The sequence below is a fragment of the Pseudomonas sp. Pseusp18 genome (genome assembly GCF_059506005.1).
Genome location: NZ_CP169240.1, coordinates 2,692,729 through 2,708,810 on the forward strand (window position 1 = coordinate 2,692,729; position 16,082 = coordinate 2,708,810).

Genomic DNA, 16,082 nt, shown 5'->3' on the forward strand with positions numbered 1-16,082 from the left:
CTGTAAAGGGTTGGCTTGCTCCCACGCGTGCGTGCGTGGTTCCCTTAACCTTTACACGAACGATCCAGGTCCCATGAGCAATCACGAACGATTTCCACAGGAGTGGGGCGAACATCTAAATGCTGACGCTCCGATTACTGCGCAACAATACGTACCGCCCAAGACAACCAATGCGCTGCGGTTCGAGGACATGTACCCCGAGCCATTCGAGCAGATGTGCTGGTGGCTGCTACAAAAAGACCACTCTCTTACCGGCTGTCAGCGACTAGGTAACAAAGGTAGCGTCTCCCAACATGGCATTGATTTATTCGCATTTGAGCTTCTAAACAAGGATCGTTTGTCGGTATTTGAATGTAAGTGTTGGCGAAATTTCACTGGCCGCGATCTGACCATAGCGGTGGACCGTTTCCTAGCTGGCGAGTGGGCGGAATCTGCAGAACGCTTCACTCTGATCCTGGCTCAAAGCACTATCCGTTCTCTTGACCGAGCTTGGATTGCGGCCAAGCGAAAATTATCGACGCATGGAATCGAGGCGGATTTATGGACAGCGGAACACCTGACCGAAAAGCTCAAAAACGCCCCAGACGTGCTCACTCGTTTTTTCTCCGGTCCGCATGTCGATCAGTTCTGCAATCAGTGGATGCAAAAAGTGGGCTTTCATGACGCGCTGCTCAAAGCGATCAGAGACCCTAGAGCAGAAATTTCAGCAATGGCGCATGAGTTTCTGGATAGCGGAGCGTTTGAGAAGGAAGACCTGACAATTCGCAGCACAATCGGTCGGTATTGGTCCTTGAGAAAACCGTTGGTCGATGTCTCAGCCATGCTCCCCACGCCTGAGGACTATCCGGGCTCGGCTATTATTTCGATCACCATGCTGGATACTGAAGGTGTGATGGTGGTACTGGACCAACCTTGGCTACTGAACAACTTATTAGGCAATGACGGCGAACCTCTGCTGACGACATGTCGCCCTTTTTTTCAAGGCCTAACCAGTCAAGAACCTAACAACCACATAATCGACTTAAAGAACTGCCGGTTCCTCCTTCCTGAAACAGCAGCCCAAGAGGTGGTCAATGCTGCGGACGAGTTCTCAAAACACTACATACAAAGCCTGAACCATGTCGAGACGCAATGGGAGGCGCGAAACTTTCCATTCGTCAAATGGCTGGGTACGCGAGTCGCACTTTGCAAAGTCGATGCTTGGGTATGGGAGCTAATGCTTGAGTTCGCCAATGCTCATGACACCAATAATGGCAGCTCTCAATGGCATATGTTCCACAATGCGTCGAATAGACTAATGCCGGTTTCAAGCACGGGCTACCATGGAGTTATCTTTGGAGCTGTCATTGAGGATCTTTGCAGCACGGATCAGATTGCAATCCTATGGGAGCCGCCTACTAATTATCGTGCTTATAGTGAAACCCGGTGGTCGTGTATGGAGACCTATCGGTGGCTCATCAACGAGTTGTTACCTGCAGTGGGGCATTGGCGGGCAGGTCGGATGGGAGGATATTGGCGAAACTGGCTACACCCGTTCGCAACACGCGCAGAGATGACTCGCGTCACCCAGTTTTGGAACAGCGCAGATGCTTACACCGATGTGCGGAGCATGCCGTTGGTAGAGGCAGAGAGGTTCCGAAAGCTGGGAGTCGTGGAAACATTGGAGACGCTTCAGCAATTTTACAATAGTGATCGAAGCGAGCGCGCTTGGTTTACGGCATGCCAGCGGGCAGGTTTGTATCAAACCCTGCTGTTATTACTCAAAGGCGGTAAGGGGTTCACAGGCTACATACGCTCAAACCTAGGTATAAGCTCAGCAGAGACCCATGAGGACCTGTGCGAAGCCATCAGCGATATTTTGAAACAAGCTCACTTTATTCCGCTCAGTGACAACACCGATTACGTGATGAGAGCCATGCTTGAAGCGACCGGTCGCAACGGAGATTGGATCAGCGCAAATGAGCGCGAACAAATCTTTCAGGCACTGCTCCCGTACATGCAGATGTATGATCGCCAGTTGCTCATCGAACGGCATAGTCGCTACCTGTGAGTTCCTGCAGTGGCTGGTGATGCGAGATTCGGTGTAGCTGCAATGCCGAGATGTAGGTCGTTGGCCGATCGTTGCCATTAACGCTAGCAGCGATCGACCAACCCCACCGACTCGGTGCATAACCTTCGCAGGTGACATAATGAGCGGACCAATGGCTAGCGAAGGCTAGACCTTAACCTGCGAACTACCCGTCTTCTGGCGCAATGCAAGGTAGGTAAAGAGCTTATGCTTGTGCCATAGGAGACGCGAGCAACAACCCGAGTCACGTCGTCTTATGGTCGAGCAAAGAGCACTCCGTAAATGCTTTATAAACTCTCTCCGGCCTACCTATTGGCACCTAAGCAGCTCTCAGCAAAGTGCCTACCGTGCCGATGCGTGCCGAAGCAAACATCAGCTATTTTAGAGAAAGCTTATAAGTGGGAGCAAAAATCGTCGCTGATGCCACTTCAACAGTGTTATCTGCAGTCAGCTTTGCGTTAATTTTTAACCGAGCCAGTAAAAATTTCATGCTCTCGTACTGGAAATTTTCAAGGCCATAAATTCCTTCCCACTCTCGAGATCCAGGGGTGGTTTCAGATAGAACTACACTATGTGGAGTCGCTTTTGGTTTGGTCAGGTCAACTATTTCAACTCTCAATGAGGGAACGTCTTTGGTGCCTGCATGTATCAACCTAAACATCGGCTTGTTATCGAGTCCTTCGGTACCTAGATCGAGAGTGGCTTGATCGCTAGAGCCGTTATGACCTAGATTAAATGCAGTTTTTGGGATGCCATTTTCAGTCTTTGTGAAAGCAGTCATTTTGGGGATTGAACTTTTGTCTACCGGATCTAGGCGCGCCGCAACGTAAGAGAGGCAAACCGTAGGGTTTTTTATTGTGACCTTTGTAATGTTCGGCGCTGAAGGAGTAGTGCTGATTTCTGCTGTCCCAAAAGATTTGGCAAGTTCAGAGCTGCTTATCGATGCTCCGCCGGCCAATAGGCTCCTGGCTTCAAAGCTGTACTCATCATTCGTCAGGCATTTATAAACAAATTCTGCGTGCAGAGGTGCAGCGATGGAAAGGTCGGAAATTTGCATCACTTTCCACCCTTTAGACACCTCAATGTTCGAGGCATCATAATTTACATCCGCCCCGGCCCCGACTAGATTGTTGAACGAGGCCATTAACTTGGCGTGGAAAGATGAGTATTCGCTTTTTGTAAACGTATCTCTTGAATCGTCGGTGCGCACCATTGTTGGATCTAATGTAACGGCGATTCCACCAATCGTATATGAACCGAAGCTGCCTTTTTCTACATAACGCCCAAGAGCATTTGCTATCGGTGGTTCCATCGGGTGCCACACACTACACCCAACTAATGTGGTTGCCCCGAAAAATAATATTGCACGTTGAGATCCTTGCATCATCTTCTCCGTAAGTTAAGCAAAACATCCCTTCTGCTGAGCTCGGACACTGCAGGACACCCATCCCGCTCAACGCTTTTCTATAACCAATAGCAGACGGCAGTTACTTCCGCCAGCACAAGACATGGTTTAAAAAAGGAATAATTAATTAACTGACTATTTTTTATACCAATCAATAGCTTGTGTGCGTTGATCGCTGCCTTGGGTGTTTTGCGATTATTTTTCCCTGTCACCGCTTACCCCATACGCAAAACGCGTGGTGACGTACCCCACCGGCAAAATCTCACCAATCTAACCCTATAAATCCGATAAAAGCCCCAGCCCCATCCAGCGGCCAAGCTCTGCACATCATCACAACGCAGCGCCCCCCATGACCCCACTCCACATCTTCAAACCCGGCACCCGGCACCACCTTCAACTTCACCGAAACCGACCTGGCCGCCACCGTCGCCGCCTACAACCCAACCCTGCACGAAGCCCCGCTGGTCATCGGCCACCCGCAACACGACGCCTCCTTCGCCGAACAGATCGCCAAGGGCAGCTACAAAAAAGTATCCGCCTCCTTCTACCACCCAACCGCGGCCAACAACCCCGTGCCCGGCGTTTACTACCTACGCCACGTCGGCTTCCTCGGCGCCCAACCGCCGGCCGTCAAAGGCCTGCGGCCCATCGAACTGGCCGAAGGCGAACCCGGCGTCATCGAATTCAGCGAAGACGGCCAACCGGAATCCATTGATCTAGCAGCCCCAAACACCGATTGATCTGGGCACCATCAAAACCGTGATGAGCGACTTTCAAGGGCTTGGCATGGTGGGGCTGATCGTGCTGCCGGATGGCATCGACAAACTGGAAGGGAAAATCACTTGGAACAGCCTGTACTTTGAGGCAGCCAGGAAGCTTTTTAAGTTCAAACATTGCTAGGGGTGATGAGGATCAGCTGCCCAAGGATGACAAGAATCTTAGGATCGCTTGATAGAGTCAAAAAAATAGCCACTTGTGAAATAGCCTTTTCATCTGGCAAGGCATTCAAAGCGGCCCACATTTTTCTCCCGTGTAGCCAGTTCTTTGCCTACCAGTTTCGACAATTACGACTGAGCTTCTCTTGCCATCTTTTCCCACCATCCGAGAAGTGCTCCGCGGACGATGTAATGGAAGGCATGAAGGTTAATGGGTAGGTCTTTAGCTTTCCAAACCCCTCCGTAGGAGCTAACCGCTAGTGCAGTCGTACCGATCTCTGAATATCCACTCGAAACATCAAGTTTCCTAGGCGGATCGCACATAGGGGCAGGAAATGGAGTGCCTCCATGGAGGGCATTAGATCGATAATTATAGACAGAGCCAAGTAACCTCTTCATTGACGCGTGTACCCAAGAAATCTGATCACATTCGTTTGGACGCGACGATGGTGGCGAGGGTAGAAAAGTCAGAGTGAAATCGATGAATTTTTTTGTAGCGCCTAATGTGTGTTCAATCTGCTCTGCCACAAACTGAACTAGTTTGTCTCCACCACATTCCATCAATCCAGCGACTAATTCAGGTTTCGAATCGGCTAAGCGCTCTGGCGCCGTTCCGTTCTCTGTACGCCAGTGGTTTGCCGCAGTCTCAAGGGCGGATACAAGCATAAGCCAAGCAAGACTCGGCTCTGACTCTACAATCCATAACGCATCTTGGTAAAACCGAGCAGCCCGTATAAGTGCAATTGATTGCGGTGCATTTAAAGATGGCAACGATTCAAATCGCATTAATTCATCGAGTGAGTGAACGCCAGCCACGTCTGGAAGAATTAAACGATCCTTGTTTACCGTCAAAGACAGAGGCCGTTTATAGTCCCATTCCGTAGGTCGGCCTAACGGATCCTTTGTAAGCCTTTCGAATATCCGGCTCATACCGCCTGCTTTGACTCTGGCCCCCAAACAGATTGATGCTAGAGCAGCGATCTCATCCTGGAGTAAGCCACCATGGTAGAGCGAGTCATCCGTCTCTGAAAAATCTGGAATAGTTGAGTGAATATACTCTTCAACTCGCAACGTGCAGGAGTGCTGCACCAGGCCGGGTTCAGTACTACCCGGAATGGTATTCAGGAATGCGTACGGCCAATCCTCGCGGTGGATTTGACCAGTGATGTGAGAATCCGTGTAGAGAGGATATTCAGTAATAGAATGCCTCGGTCGGTCAGCGTTTCTCAATTTCCAATTCTGGACGGCAGGCACCGCGGGAGGCACATCGGGGATCAGTTGCGAACTGGCTTCAGTGGTCATGTGATTTCCAAGAGTGGTCGATAGCTCTTATTTATTATTAAGTTGCGCCGCGTTGGCGCAGCGCACAGCGATCATACCAGCCTAGTCTAACTTTACGTCGGGGAACATGAAAGAAACGTGTTTCTTATGTTCACTCAGGGTCATGACATAAAACAGGAGATGCTCACATTCATCATGGCTTTTTTCGATCAGCGCTCTTATCAAGTTGAGGGTCTCCAACTGTTGCGGGCTCAATTTTTTTCTAATAATAGTGAGGTCGCTCAGGGTGTTTTTTTCAATAAACTCGAAATACTTGGCAAACAACCCTGCAACGACGTCTGAAATCTGCGTCAGCGGTGTTTCGATCGACTTAACAAACTTGTATTTGAAGTTTGGGCTCTGACCACTCCGATTCAAGACGGCAATCTCGTCCTCAACAGAAAATTCGTCGTCAAAGATATGCTCGGAGTGGCTAAGCATCAACCCGCGGTTCTGATAAAAAACAGAGAGGCCGTCGACCAGGACTCCTTCCTCCAGATTTAGAGTTAGCGTCATATCTTCAATATCTAGACTGATAGAGAAGAGCTCTGCAAGGCTTAAGAAGGCATTTATCTCGTCTCGATCAGGTCTAGGCTGTTGCATGAACAGTTTGACGGAGTAATCGACCACATATTTATGTAACGCCTCAACAAACGGCTGCTCTTGCCCTTCGATAAATGGATACCGGAACTCTTTCACCAAGCCAATAAATTTTTCCTTGTCTGCCTTGATGACTCGATAGAGTACATCTTTGTGAAAGTCGAGATACTCCCGGAAATGCAAATCACTTTTAAATTCAAGTCGGTGGTTTTGCACGCAGTGGTGGGTGCAGTCGTCAATAATATCGATGAAGGCCCAGTATTCCAAGTTTAAGTTAAAATAGTGAACATAAAGATCGCTATCGAGCAGCCATTTGAGAATTTTTTTCAGCGGTGCCGACTTGAGTGTCTGATCAAAACTCCCCCTTGCCACGACGCCGAATTTTAGTTCTTTAACAGAATCCTGAAGCTTCAGGCCTTCAATCAGTTCAGTCGCATTCGCCTTGCACTCATTTTTTTTATGGGCGACACCACCGAGCATAAAATTTGTGGCCGCTGCCTGCTTTCTATTGGGGTCATTGTCGATGTTGTAGTTATTCTTGTTTTCGTTGATATAAAACTTTCGATGGTTGTTGGACTCGTCGTAGTAAAGGGTGTAACACAGGCTAGGTGAATCTATAGATGGTCTGATCAAAGTGACGCTCCTAGGTGACTGGGGCTTCGTAGGTACTCAGATGCTATCAAAAGGCCACTCATGCTGTGTGCAATTTTTTGATCACTCACCGCTTGCTCTATACCCATAGCCAAAAGCAAGCGAGAGGGAGCAGATCAGCAATCATTTACGACCCAGTCCATCGCGGCCTTGGTTCCGATGAAAACGGGACCTCCCTCTAATGCGCTAAACCAGACCGCGTTCCATGTACAACGTTGATGTGGAAAGCATGTTCCAGACGTCATTCAGGTTAAAGCCTTCCTGCATGTACCGGATGATTAATAGGCGCTCGTCACCTTTGCGGCCATGTAACAGCACCTCAGGAAGCTTTCTGGTGGCATGCTAGGTTGTAGGTGCCTCTCGAAGAGACAAAGGCGACTTGGGCTAACGCCTACTATGCTCTTCTCGTATCAACTCATTTGCAGAAAGGAAGCAGGATGCGTTCAAGGATCGCCGTCAGTACATTGTTGGTCGCTTTGCTAAGCGGCTGCACATCTGTACCCCCACTGAATTTCTCCGTTCCAAGTATTTCGCCCTCGACTCACAAAGTGGACGCGGACCTTCGTGCAGTATCCGTTTCCTTTGCTGCGCCCAATGAGCAAACAGGAAATGTACCGTCCGATGGTGAGGGCATTCCCGAACTCTGGGAAAGGGCAGTAGTAGAAGCCATTAACAAGAGCTCGGTGTTCGACGACGAGTCGACAAAAAAAGTGAATCTTTTCGTCAAAATCCAGGAGCTGGATCCGCCGGCAGCTGGCGTGACCATGGTGACTGATGCTTCCGCAAAGTACCTGCTGGTGAATCGCAAAACGGGCGAAACCTTGCTCGAAGAAACGATCACCACCCAAGGCATCGTCCCTCCAGGCTACGCCTTCGCAGGTGTCGTCCGACTCAAGGAATCAGTCAATCGCGCCGTACAGAACAATATTCGAGACTTCCTGGCGAAACTGGAAGCTCAGAAGTTGAACTAGGCGTAAAGACAAGGTGAATCGCCTTGATAGGACGTGCTCGGTGAAACGCTCTATGACTTCGTGAGGCTACAACATCCAACGCTATTGCCTACACCCGCTACGGAATCGGCCGGCTGTTTGGCCAAGCGGTCGCCGGTACTTTGTCTCTCGTCACCGCCGCAGTGACCGGGCGGAGCAGCCCGTGGCACGTTAAGTTTCATGTGCCTCTTTTGACGGGACAGGCAGCTCCATGCCTGATGTTGATGGTGACTGTACACAGGGTGCCCTCGGGCAAGTCGGTATTGCGAAGCTCCTCCCACGACTCCATTACCTGCGTACAGTTGCCATCCTTTTTCGACCCTGCACGGTTCCATTCAAAAGGACCGACGCCGCGTTCAGCGTCCTTTCAATCCGCCGGTGACCGATCCGGCATCCTCCTACCAAATCCTCGATTCAAAAAACTGCACCGTCGTGCGCGCCCTGCATGCCTTTAAGCGGGCGACAGCTGCGGCCGCAGCAACACAACCCAAAAAATGTCAGACACTTCCTCGTTTTTTTGAAAGCGCTCACACGTTTAACGATGCGTGTTTAAGGACACCCACTGTTACGTCCTAACGGCTACAACGCCTTGCGTCGTTGCCTACGCGTGCGCCAGAATCCGCTGGCTTGTGCGGCTGTGGGGCGGGCTATATCGTTTCCCTGTCACTGAAAAACAGTGATCGGGTTTGGTAGCCCGCCTTTAAGTAGTCGCATGGCGACACCTTATGCAGTCCCTTTTTTGGGGCTCAGCTTTATATGGTGGTCATGCGTGGGGCTCCATTGTGAGCGCCGGGTTTCCTACTTAGACCGGTCTACCAACCCGCGTATGGCCGCCACCCATCGTTTGGTAGCGAGGGTGATGGCTCTTATTTATTCTAAGTGGGAGTTTCATCTATGTTCAAAGTGACACCCAATCCACCGGAACCGGACACCGATCCGGCATCCCCGTACGAATCCGTCGATTCAAAGAAATTCCACGAAGCCGCCGAGCGCGCCCTTAATTTCTACCTCAACCCGGCAGCGATCATAAACAACACCCCACGCAAACCCAGCACCATGTACATGGTTGCGCCGGATGTCGGCCATGAAGCTTTGCTGGTTCAAACGTGTGAAAACCTGGCCTCGGCCAGTGTCATGGCCAGCGACATTGCTGCATTGGTGGAGGGCACCCACCGCAATACCCTGCTGGCACTTCAACAGGTCATCATGCTGGCGGAACTGGCGGTGAATCGAATGTTGGATAACTTCGTGCCACCTAAGTAATCACTCAGCCCTTTACCGAGAGGCTTGCCCCTCGGTAAAGGGCTTTGATAGTTGCAACGCGAAGGGGTCGTTATCAGTCCCCCGAACACCGGCAGCACATCGAACGGCCTGTCTTTTTTCTCCGCAAAGCGCTGTCAGCTCACCCATCGGCTCACACCCGGAAATGGCCCACCAGTTGTTGCTGGTGGTTCGCCATGGCATGCAGCGAGTGACTGGCCTGTGAGGCGTCCTGCATGCGGGTGGTCAGTGTTTCGCTGACACTTCGAATATCGCTGACCCGATGGCTGATGTCTTCGACGACTGCACTTTGCTCGAGGGCTGCGCTGGCGATTTGCTGGTTCAGTTGTTCGATCGCGTCCACGGCGCTGGAGATACGCTCCAGCGCCGTACGGGTCTGTTCCACCTGAGCCACGCTGTGACTGGCTTGTTCGCGGCTCAGGTGGGTGCTGTGCACCACGTCCTGGCTCAGGTGTTGCAGCGCTTCGATCACCGTGCGAATTTGCTCGACCGAGCTTTGGGTGTTGCTCGCCAGGTGCCTGACCTCGTCGGCCACCACGGCGAAACCGCGCCCCTGTTCGCCGGCCCTGGCCGCTTCAATGGCGGCATTCAAGGCCAGCAGGTTGGTCTGTTGTGCAATGGCGCAGATGACATCCAGCACTTGGCCAATCTGTTGGCTGTTGTCCGCCAGCGTGTGCACCTGCTTGAGGGTCGTCTCGAGGCGCTGGTCCAGGAGGTCGATGCTGCACACAGCGCTGGCGAATATTTCATGGCCCGACCGGCTCGCGTTTTCGGCAACCGCCGCTGCCTCGGCCGCCAGGTGAGAGTGACGCGCCACTTCCTGGGCGCTGGCGCTCATCTCATGCAGCGCAGTGGCGGCCAGTTCGACCTCCCGGTACTGCCTTTGCATGCCTGCGCTGACTTCCTGGGCAACCAGTGATGATCGATCGGCGGTGTTGCGTGTATCCAGGGAGGCCGACTGAATGTCACGAATAATGGGCTGCAATTTATCGAGAAAGCGATTGAACCCGTTAGCCAATTGACCCAGTTCATCGTGACGGCCACCCGGCAGACGCTGGGTCAGGTCGCCGTTGCCCTCGACAATGGCATTCAGCAGGCCGGCAACTTTGAGCAGCGGGCGGGTTATGCCATAGGCGGCCAGCCAGATCAGCAGCAGCCCCAGGCCGCTTGCCAGCAATCCAAGGCACAGGTTGAGCCAGTTGGCCTGGCGGCTCTTATCGTCCAATTGCGTTTGCATTGCTCGAGCGGGGGCCTGTACCAAGGCTTGCGGAACCTTTATCTGGAGTTGCCACGGTGGGTTGGCGGCCACGGTTTGCAGTGTTTGCCGTACGTCAATGCTGGCCTGGGAGACGGTACCGCTATGGCCGGCCACCCGGCCTGCTGCCGACAGGAGGGTCACTTCGCCTTGGCCCCCATAGAGGTCTTCTTTGAATTGGGTCGCGAGCATCTGCAAGGTGTCGAGGCTGATATCCATGCCCACGACCCCGATGGTTTTACCCTTGTCGATCAGCGGCACGGAAATACTGCTCATCAGGGTTTTGCGGCCTTCCACCTCGACCGCATAGGGCTCTACGACACAGGTGCGTAACTGTGCCTGGGGGCAGAGGTACCAGGCATTCTCCGGTTCGCTGTCGGCTGGGGCGGTGTTGGCGTAGATTTGGGGTTCGCTGAGCACTTCCTGAACCAGCTGTCCCGGCTGGCTCTGCGACCAATACAGGGCAAAACGTCCCTTTTCATTACTGGCCAGGTCGCGCTGTCCTGCGAAGTCGGCATCGCTACCCGCGAGCGCATCCGGCAGCAACACCACATACAGTCCGAGTACTTTGTCTCGGTTCAATAGGGCCTGGCGCGTAATGCCGATCAGGTCGTGGCGCAGTTGTTCCGTGGTCAAGCGACCGTTGAGCGTTTGTGCGCGCAATAGCAGGACCTGCTGGGCGAACCCCTGGCCATAGAGCGCTGTTTCGTTAAAAAAACGTTCGATTCGTTGGCTGTGGTCAGCGGTCTGGGCTTGCAGGCTTTGCAGGGCAGACTCTCCGAGCAATTGGCTGCTCTGCTGTTTCAACAGCGTGGCGCCTTGCTGGTTCTGATACATCGAGGCGCCGATCAACGCGCCCATGACCGTCAGCAGGCACAGCCCGCTCAAGAGTGTGATGCGTGACTGGAGGGTAAGACGAGTGAAGAGCATGGCTTGGATTTCCTACGCCGAAGTGGATGGATACGGCGATCCCTCCAACGTCAGGGTATGGCGGCCGCCTCTGGGTCAAGACCTCGCGAGGCTATGTTGCGGGCATGAAAAGCCAGGCGGTTATCCCGAATCGGCACAAGCCTGCAGGTTGCCTTGACCTGTTTTGGGGCGGGGTCTGCGATGTTACCGATTTGGGATAGCGAGGCGTTCACGGAGAGGCATAGGATCAAATCCAGCGTGCGACAAGAACAATAAGCTATTCGGTGACAGTGAGCGGTTGACTGCACCGATCCCACAGCGACTGCCTCATACAATAAGGTCAAGAACATGAGCGTATCTATCCCGATCAACAGCTCGACGGAGTTGAAGCGTGGCGCCCTGGGTGTTGGCTTCATCATCTTCTTCGTGGTTTCGGCGGCGAGCCCGTTAAGTGTCATTGCCGGTGGCTTTCCCATTGGCATCATGGTGGGCAATGGCGCGGGCACACCGGCGCTGTTGCTCTTGGCTTTGCTGGTGTTGCTGGCGTTTTCAGTGGGCTACACCACCATGTCGCGGCATGTCACCAACGCTGGTGGTTTCTATGCCTTCACCTCCCGAGGCCTGGGTGGTATGGCAGGAGGGGCGGCGGGGGTGCTGGCGATGTTTGCCTATAACATCCTTCAGGTCGGCCTCTATGGCATGTTCGGCGGCGTGGTCAGTGGCACCATGGCGACCGTTTTCGGCCTGGAGTTACCCTGGTGGTCTTACTCGTTGATGGCGATGGCCAGCATCGCGATTCTGGGTTATCGCAAGATTGATCTCTCGGCCCGGTTGCTCTCGATTGTGGTGATTGCCGAGTATCTGGCCATCCTGACCCTGGATTTCGCCATTCTTAAAACCGGGGGTGACAGTGGCATCAATCTCGACTCGTTTGATCGCAGCCATGTGTTCAGCGGCACACCGTCAATCGGCTTGCTGTTCTGCTTCGCGGCGTTTATCGGTTTCGAGGCCACGACTATTTACGGCGAAGAGGCCAAGAACCCGCAACGCACCATCCCGATTGCCACTTACTGCTCGGTATTGCTGATCGGTGGTTTCTACGCGCTGTCGGTCTGGTCGATGGTGGTGGGCGTAGGGGCGGACAAAATCGTGACCACGCTTCAGGCCTTGCAGGACCCGACGACGTTTATCTATGGCATGTCCGACCACTTTGTCGGCCCGTATCTGACTCAGATTATCCGGGTGCTGTTCATGGTCAGTATCTATGCCGGGCTGCTGGCCTTTCATAACGCAGCGGCACGCTACTTCTACGCGATCGGGCGTGACGGCCTGTTGCCGCACCGGCTGGGCACTACCCATCGCGTCCACCAGAGTCCACATATGGGCTCGGCGTTGCAAAGCCTGATCTCTGCCGTGGTCGTGCTGATTTTCGCCGCCATGGATGCCGATCCGATCCTGCAGCTGTTTGCCTGGCTGTCCAACCTGGCCACGCTTTGCGTGATTTTGCTGATGGCGATCACTTCGGCAGCGGTATTCGTCTTCTTCCGGCGCCACCCCGAACTCAAGCTGGGGATCTGGCGTGGGCGGATTTTCCCCGGTTTCTCTTGCCTTGCCCTGTTGGCGGTCCTGGTACTCGCCGTGGTGCATTTCGATGTACTGACGGGCGCGAGCGTGGCCTTGTCATACAGTCTCTGCGCCATTATTCCCGCGGCCCTGCTGGCTGGCGTGTTCTTGGCGGCTCGACTTCGCAAGACGTCGCCGGAGCGGTACCTGGCATTGGGTAGCCACAAGCTTTAAAGCCCCACGCAGCACCGTTCAACCAACACGAAAATACCGATCCGTCCCCGTACCGGGCGGCTTGTCGGTGCGCGAAAAGAAAGCGTGACACTGAGTCAGGAGCTGAATCATGTACGAGAAATATAAGACAGCACAGAAGAAATTCTGGCACCCAATGAGTTCTTCGGCACCGGCGCATCGGTCCAAGACCTTGATCATCGCCCGCGGTGATGGCAACTACATCACCGACATCGAGGGGCATCGCATGCTCGACGGTGTAGGCGGGTTATGGAACGTCAACGTTGGACACAACCGTCCTTCGGTTAAAGCGGCCATCGCCGCGCAGTTGGATGAGCTGGCGTATTACCAGACGTTCGACGGCATCGCCCACCCCCGAGTGTTCGACCTGGCCGAGCGCCTGACGTCCATGTTTGCCCAAGAGAACATGACGCGGGTGCTGTTCAGTTCCGGCGGTTCCGATGCGGTGGAGACCGCGCTGAAAATGGCGCGCCAATACTGGATCGCCAGTGGCGAACCCGGACGCACCCGCTTCCTGTCGCTGCGCAACGGCTACCACGGCGTGCACATGGGCGGCACTTCGGTGGGCGGCAATGGTGTTTACCATTACAACCACGGGCAACTGCTTGCGGGCTGCCATTTACTCGACACGCCTTGGCTGTATCGCAACCCCTGGGATTGCCGTGACCCCGAGGAGCTGACGAACCACTGTATTCGCCAGCTTGAAGATCAGATCGCGTTGCTGGGGGCGCAGACCATTGCGGCGATGATCGCCGAACCTGTGCAAGGCGCGGGTGGTGTGATCGTGCCGCCGGCGAACTATTGGAAACGTCTGCGAGAAGTCTGCGATCGCCACGGTATTCTGCTGATCGCCGATGAGGTGGTCACTGGCTTTGGCCGTTCAGGTTGCATGCTCGGCAGTCGAGGCTGGGGCGTCGCCCCGGACATTCTGTGCCTGGCCAAAGGCATCACCGCCGGCTACATCCCCATGGGGGCTACAGTCTTCAACCAGCGCATTGTCGATGCGATCGAAAACGGTCCGGGTTTCAGCAGTGTGATCATGCACGGCTACACCTACAGCGGGCACCCGACCGCCTGTGCGGCGGCCCTGGCCGTACTGGATATCGTCGAAGCCGAGGATCTGCCGGGGAATGCGGGGAGGGTGGGAGCGCAGTTGCTGGAGCAGTTGCAACCACTGGCCGAGCGCTATGACGTGGTGGGTGAAGTGCGCGGCAAGGGCTTGATGATTGCGCTGGACCTGGTGGCGAACAAGGCCACCCGCGAGCCGCTCGATCCGGCCTCCGGCCGTGCCTCACGCATCGCTGATGAAGCGCGCCGCATCGGGGTGCTGGTGCGTCCGATCGCAAATAAAATCGTTCTTTCGCCGCCCTTAACCCTCACGTCCGATGAAGCCGGTATGATCGCGTCCGCCCTGGATACGGCCCTCGCCAACTGTCGCTAGTCAGCGCAAAAGAAACCGACGCAGCGAGGTTGCGTCGGTTTTAGGTCCACCATTTACACGCGCACCATAAGGAGCTTCAACCATGCGCTATCTATCACGAACTCAATGTTCAAGGAGCGGTCTTGTCAGTGCATTGGCGCTTTCGGCCATCAGCCAGGCTCAGGCGTACGAGCTGTACGCCGATGAGAGCCGCCACGTCAACGCCGATATCCTGGCTGTGTTCGGTCAGTTCAACAGTCGCAAGAATTATGACGGCACGCCGGGGGGATCTACCTGGCGCGAAGGCTTTATCAAGTACGGATTAAGTGGCGACCAGGCGTTGGCTGGCAATGGCACCGCTTATGGTGCGTTCAGCCTGGTCAGTTCCGCGACCTGGGGGGATGGTGACCCTGCCGGCAACTCCCTCGGTACCGAGCGCACCACCAAGATCGAAGATGCTTACCTGGGCTGGCGCTCCGGTGATCTGTTCCCGGTGCTGGGCAAGGATGGGGTCGATGTCTCCGGTGGGCGCCAGGTGGTCAAGCTGGGTCGCGGGTTCCTGATCAACGATGATGGGCCGAACATGGGCAAAGGGCCTGCCGATGGTCATTTGAACCGTGGCGGTGCTTATTATCTGGCCGCGCGGCACGCTTTCGATCAAACCGCCGTCGTGCGTCTGGGCGGGCAGGATGGGGTGCACGGCAGCCTGGCGTGGCTCAAGTCTGACAACCGTGCTCAAGCCGAAACCGAATTGGCCGCAGGCACCCTGGACTACACCGCCAAGGCGGGTACGTTGGGCTTGACCTGGGTGCATGGCCTTGATGTGAGCGATCGATGGGCAAGCGATTTTCAGCGGCAGCGCAAGGGCATGAACGTCTACAGCGTTCGCGGTGAAGGCGACGCCGGAATCGAGAATGCCAGCCTGGCCTTTGAATACGCCTGGCAGGACAAGGATGCCGGCCCGCAGAAAGCCTGGTATGCCGAGGCCGGCTACACCTTCGCCGACATCGCCTGGGCGCCGAAACTGACGTACCGCTACACCCGTTACTCGCAGCGGTGGGACTCACTGTTTACCGGTTTGAGTACCGGATACGGTACGTGGTTTCAGGGTGAAGTCGCTGGCAATTACGCTGGACCGTTCAACAGCAATACGCGTATCCACCATGTCGGTCTGAAAGCCACGCCGATGGAAAACCTGACCCTGGGTGCGCTGTATTTTGATTACGACACCCTGCGCAAAAGCAACGCGCTGAACCTGGACGGGCGTGAGCTGGACCTGTATGCCGAGTGGGCCGTCAACCCGCACCTGATCATTACCCCGCTGATGGGGTTCTACCAGCCAAGGCAGGATGCAACGACCGGAGGCAATCAGGTAGCGGGCAATGGCACCAACGTATACAGCCAATTGACACTGGCTGTTCCGTTCTGACGGCA

The 16,082-nt window shown here is 54.4% G+C and carries 12 protein-coding genes and 1 pseudogene; 8 read left to right on the top strand and 5 right to left on the bottom strand.

Annotated features, from left to right (window positions below; all coding sequences use genetic code 11):
- Positions 1-73 precede the first annotated feature (73 nt).
- A complete protein-coding gene (locus ACEN9A_RS12260) occupies positions 74-2,050 on the top strand; it encodes a hypothetical protein (protein WP_258673759.1) in 1,977 nt (658 codons plus the stop codon).
- Between the two features lie 394 nt (positions 2,051-2,444).
- On the opposite strand, the gene ACEN9A_RS12265 is transcribed toward ACEN9A_RS12260, so the two are convergent.
- The gene (locus tag ACEN9A_RS12265; RefSeq protein ID WP_258673760.1) at positions 2,445-3,452 is read right to left on the bottom strand and encodes a hypothetical protein; all 1,008 of its coding nucleotides are present in this window, start codon (positions 3,450-3,452) and stop codon (positions 2,445-2,447) included.
- A gap of 593 nt (positions 3,453-4,045) precedes the next feature.
- Here ACEN9A_RS12265 and ACEN9A_RS12270 point away from each other — a divergent pair.
- Positions 4,046-4,213: a hypothetical protein gene (locus tag ACEN9A_RS12270; RefSeq protein WP_258673761.1), complete on the top strand. Its 168-nt coding sequence runs from the start codon at positions 4,046-4,048 to the stop codon at positions 4,211-4,213.
- 10 nt (positions 4,214-4,223) lie between these two features.
- Complete coding sequence (locus tag ACEN9A_RS12275) at positions 4,224-4,373, top strand: phage major tail tube protein (protein WP_258674175.1); 150 nt, start codon at positions 4,224-4,226, stop codon at positions 4,371-4,373.
- Between the two features lie 164 nt (positions 4,374-4,537).
- On the opposite strand, the gene ACEN9A_RS12280 is transcribed toward ACEN9A_RS12275, so the two are convergent.
- Complete coding sequence (locus ACEN9A_RS12280; RefSeq protein WP_258673762.1) at positions 4,538-5,710, bottom strand: hypothetical protein; 1,173 nt, start codon at positions 5,708-5,710, stop codon at positions 4,538-4,540.
- 81 nt (positions 5,711-5,791) lie between these two features.
- Entirely contained in the window at positions 5,792-6,961 is a 1,170-nt protein-coding gene (locus tag ACEN9A_RS12285) for a hypothetical protein (RefSeq protein ID WP_258673763.1), read from the bottom strand.
- A 455-nt stretch (positions 6,962-7,416) separates the two neighbouring features.
- Between ACEN9A_RS12285 and ACEN9A_RS12290 the strand changes: the two genes are divergently transcribed.
- Both ACEN9A_RS12290 and ACEN9A_RS12295 read left to right on the top strand, forming a co-directional pair.
- The gene (locus ACEN9A_RS12290; RefSeq protein WP_258673764.1) at positions 7,417-7,950 is read left to right on the top strand and encodes a UDP-N-acetylglucosamine acyltransferase; all 534 of its coding nucleotides are present in this window, start codon (positions 7,417-7,419) and stop codon (positions 7,948-7,950) included.
- A 912-nt stretch (positions 7,951-8,862) separates the two neighbouring features.
- Positions 8,863-9,231 (top strand): DUF6124 family protein, encoded by a 369-nt coding sequence (locus tag ACEN9A_RS12295; protein ID WP_258673765.1) that lies wholly within the window; start codon positions 8,863-8,865, stop codon positions 9,229-9,231.
- Positions 9,232-9,382: 151 nt separating this feature from the next.
- Here ACEN9A_RS12295 and ACEN9A_RS12300 read toward each other — a convergent pair whose 3' ends face one another.
- Together ACEN9A_RS12300 and ACEN9A_RS12305 are read right to left on the bottom strand one after the other, a co-directional pair.
- Positions 9,383-10,138 (bottom strand): methyl-accepting chemotaxis protein, encoded by a 756-nt coding sequence (locus ACEN9A_RS12300; protein ID WP_413388502.1) that lies wholly within the window; start codon positions 10,136-10,138, stop codon positions 9,383-9,385.
- Positions 10,139-10,240: 102 nt separating this feature from the next.
- Positions 10,241-11,434 (bottom strand): annotated as a pseudogene (locus ACEN9A_RS12305) (PDC sensor domain-containing protein); the annotation flags it as partial.
- A gap of 327 nt (positions 11,435-11,761) precedes the next feature.
- Between ACEN9A_RS12305 and ACEN9A_RS12310 the strand changes: the two are divergent.
- From ACEN9A_RS12310 to ACEN9A_RS12320, 3 genes are all read left to right on the top strand, one after another.
- Positions 11,762-13,210, top strand: a complete 1,449-nt coding sequence (locus ACEN9A_RS12310; protein WP_258673769.1) for an APC family permease — start codon at positions 11,762-11,764, stop codon at positions 13,208-13,210.
- A 109-nt stretch (positions 13,211-13,319) separates the two neighbouring features.
- Positions 13,320-14,669 carry an aminotransferase class III-fold pyridoxal phosphate-dependent enzyme gene (locus ACEN9A_RS12315; RefSeq protein WP_258673771.1) on the top strand — a complete coding sequence of 450 codons (1,350 nt, stop codon included), beginning with the start codon at positions 13,320-13,322 and terminating at the stop codon, positions 14,667-14,669.
- 82 nt (positions 14,670-14,751) lie between these two features.
- Positions 14,752-16,077, top strand: coding sequence for an alginate export family protein (locus ACEN9A_RS12320; RefSeq protein ID WP_258673773.1), 1,326 nt, complete (start codon positions 14,752-14,754; stop codon positions 16,075-16,077).
- Positions 16,078-16,082 lie beyond the last annotated feature (5 nt).

Coding starts and splice junctions, on each gene's coding strand:
- ACEN9A_RS12315 (WP_258673771.1), top strand. CDS start 13,320: ATGTACGAGAAATATAAGACAGCACAGAAGAAATTCTGGCACCCAATG.
- ACEN9A_RS12320 (WP_258673773.1), top strand. CDS start 14,752: ATGCGCTATCTATCACGAACTCAATGTTCAAGGAGCGGTCTTGTCAGT.
- ACEN9A_RS12290 (WP_258673764.1), top strand. CDS start 7,417: ATGCGTTCAAGGATCGCCGTCAGTACATTGTTGGTCGCTTTGCTAAGC.
- ACEN9A_RS12300 (WP_413388502.1), bottom strand. CDS start 10,138: ATGCAAAGGCAGTACCGGGAGGTCGAACTGGCCGCCACTGCGCTGCAT.
- ACEN9A_RS12265 (WP_258673760.1), bottom strand. CDS start 3,452: ATGCAAGGATCTCAACGTGCAATATTATTTTTCGGGGCAACCACATTA.
- ACEN9A_RS12260 (WP_258673759.1), top strand. CDS start 74: ATGAGCAATCACGAACGATTTCCACAGGAGTGGGGCGAACATCTAAAT.
- ACEN9A_RS12280 (WP_258673762.1), bottom strand. CDS start 5,710: ATGACCACTGAAGCCAGTTCGCAACTGATCCCCGATGTGCCTCCCGCG.
- ACEN9A_RS12310 (WP_258673769.1), top strand. CDS start 11,762: ATGAGCGTATCTATCCCGATCAACAGCTCGACGGAGTTGAAGCGTGGC.
- ACEN9A_RS12295 (WP_258673765.1), top strand. CDS start 8,863: ATGTTCAAAGTGACACCCAATCCACCGGAACCGGACACCGATCCGGCA.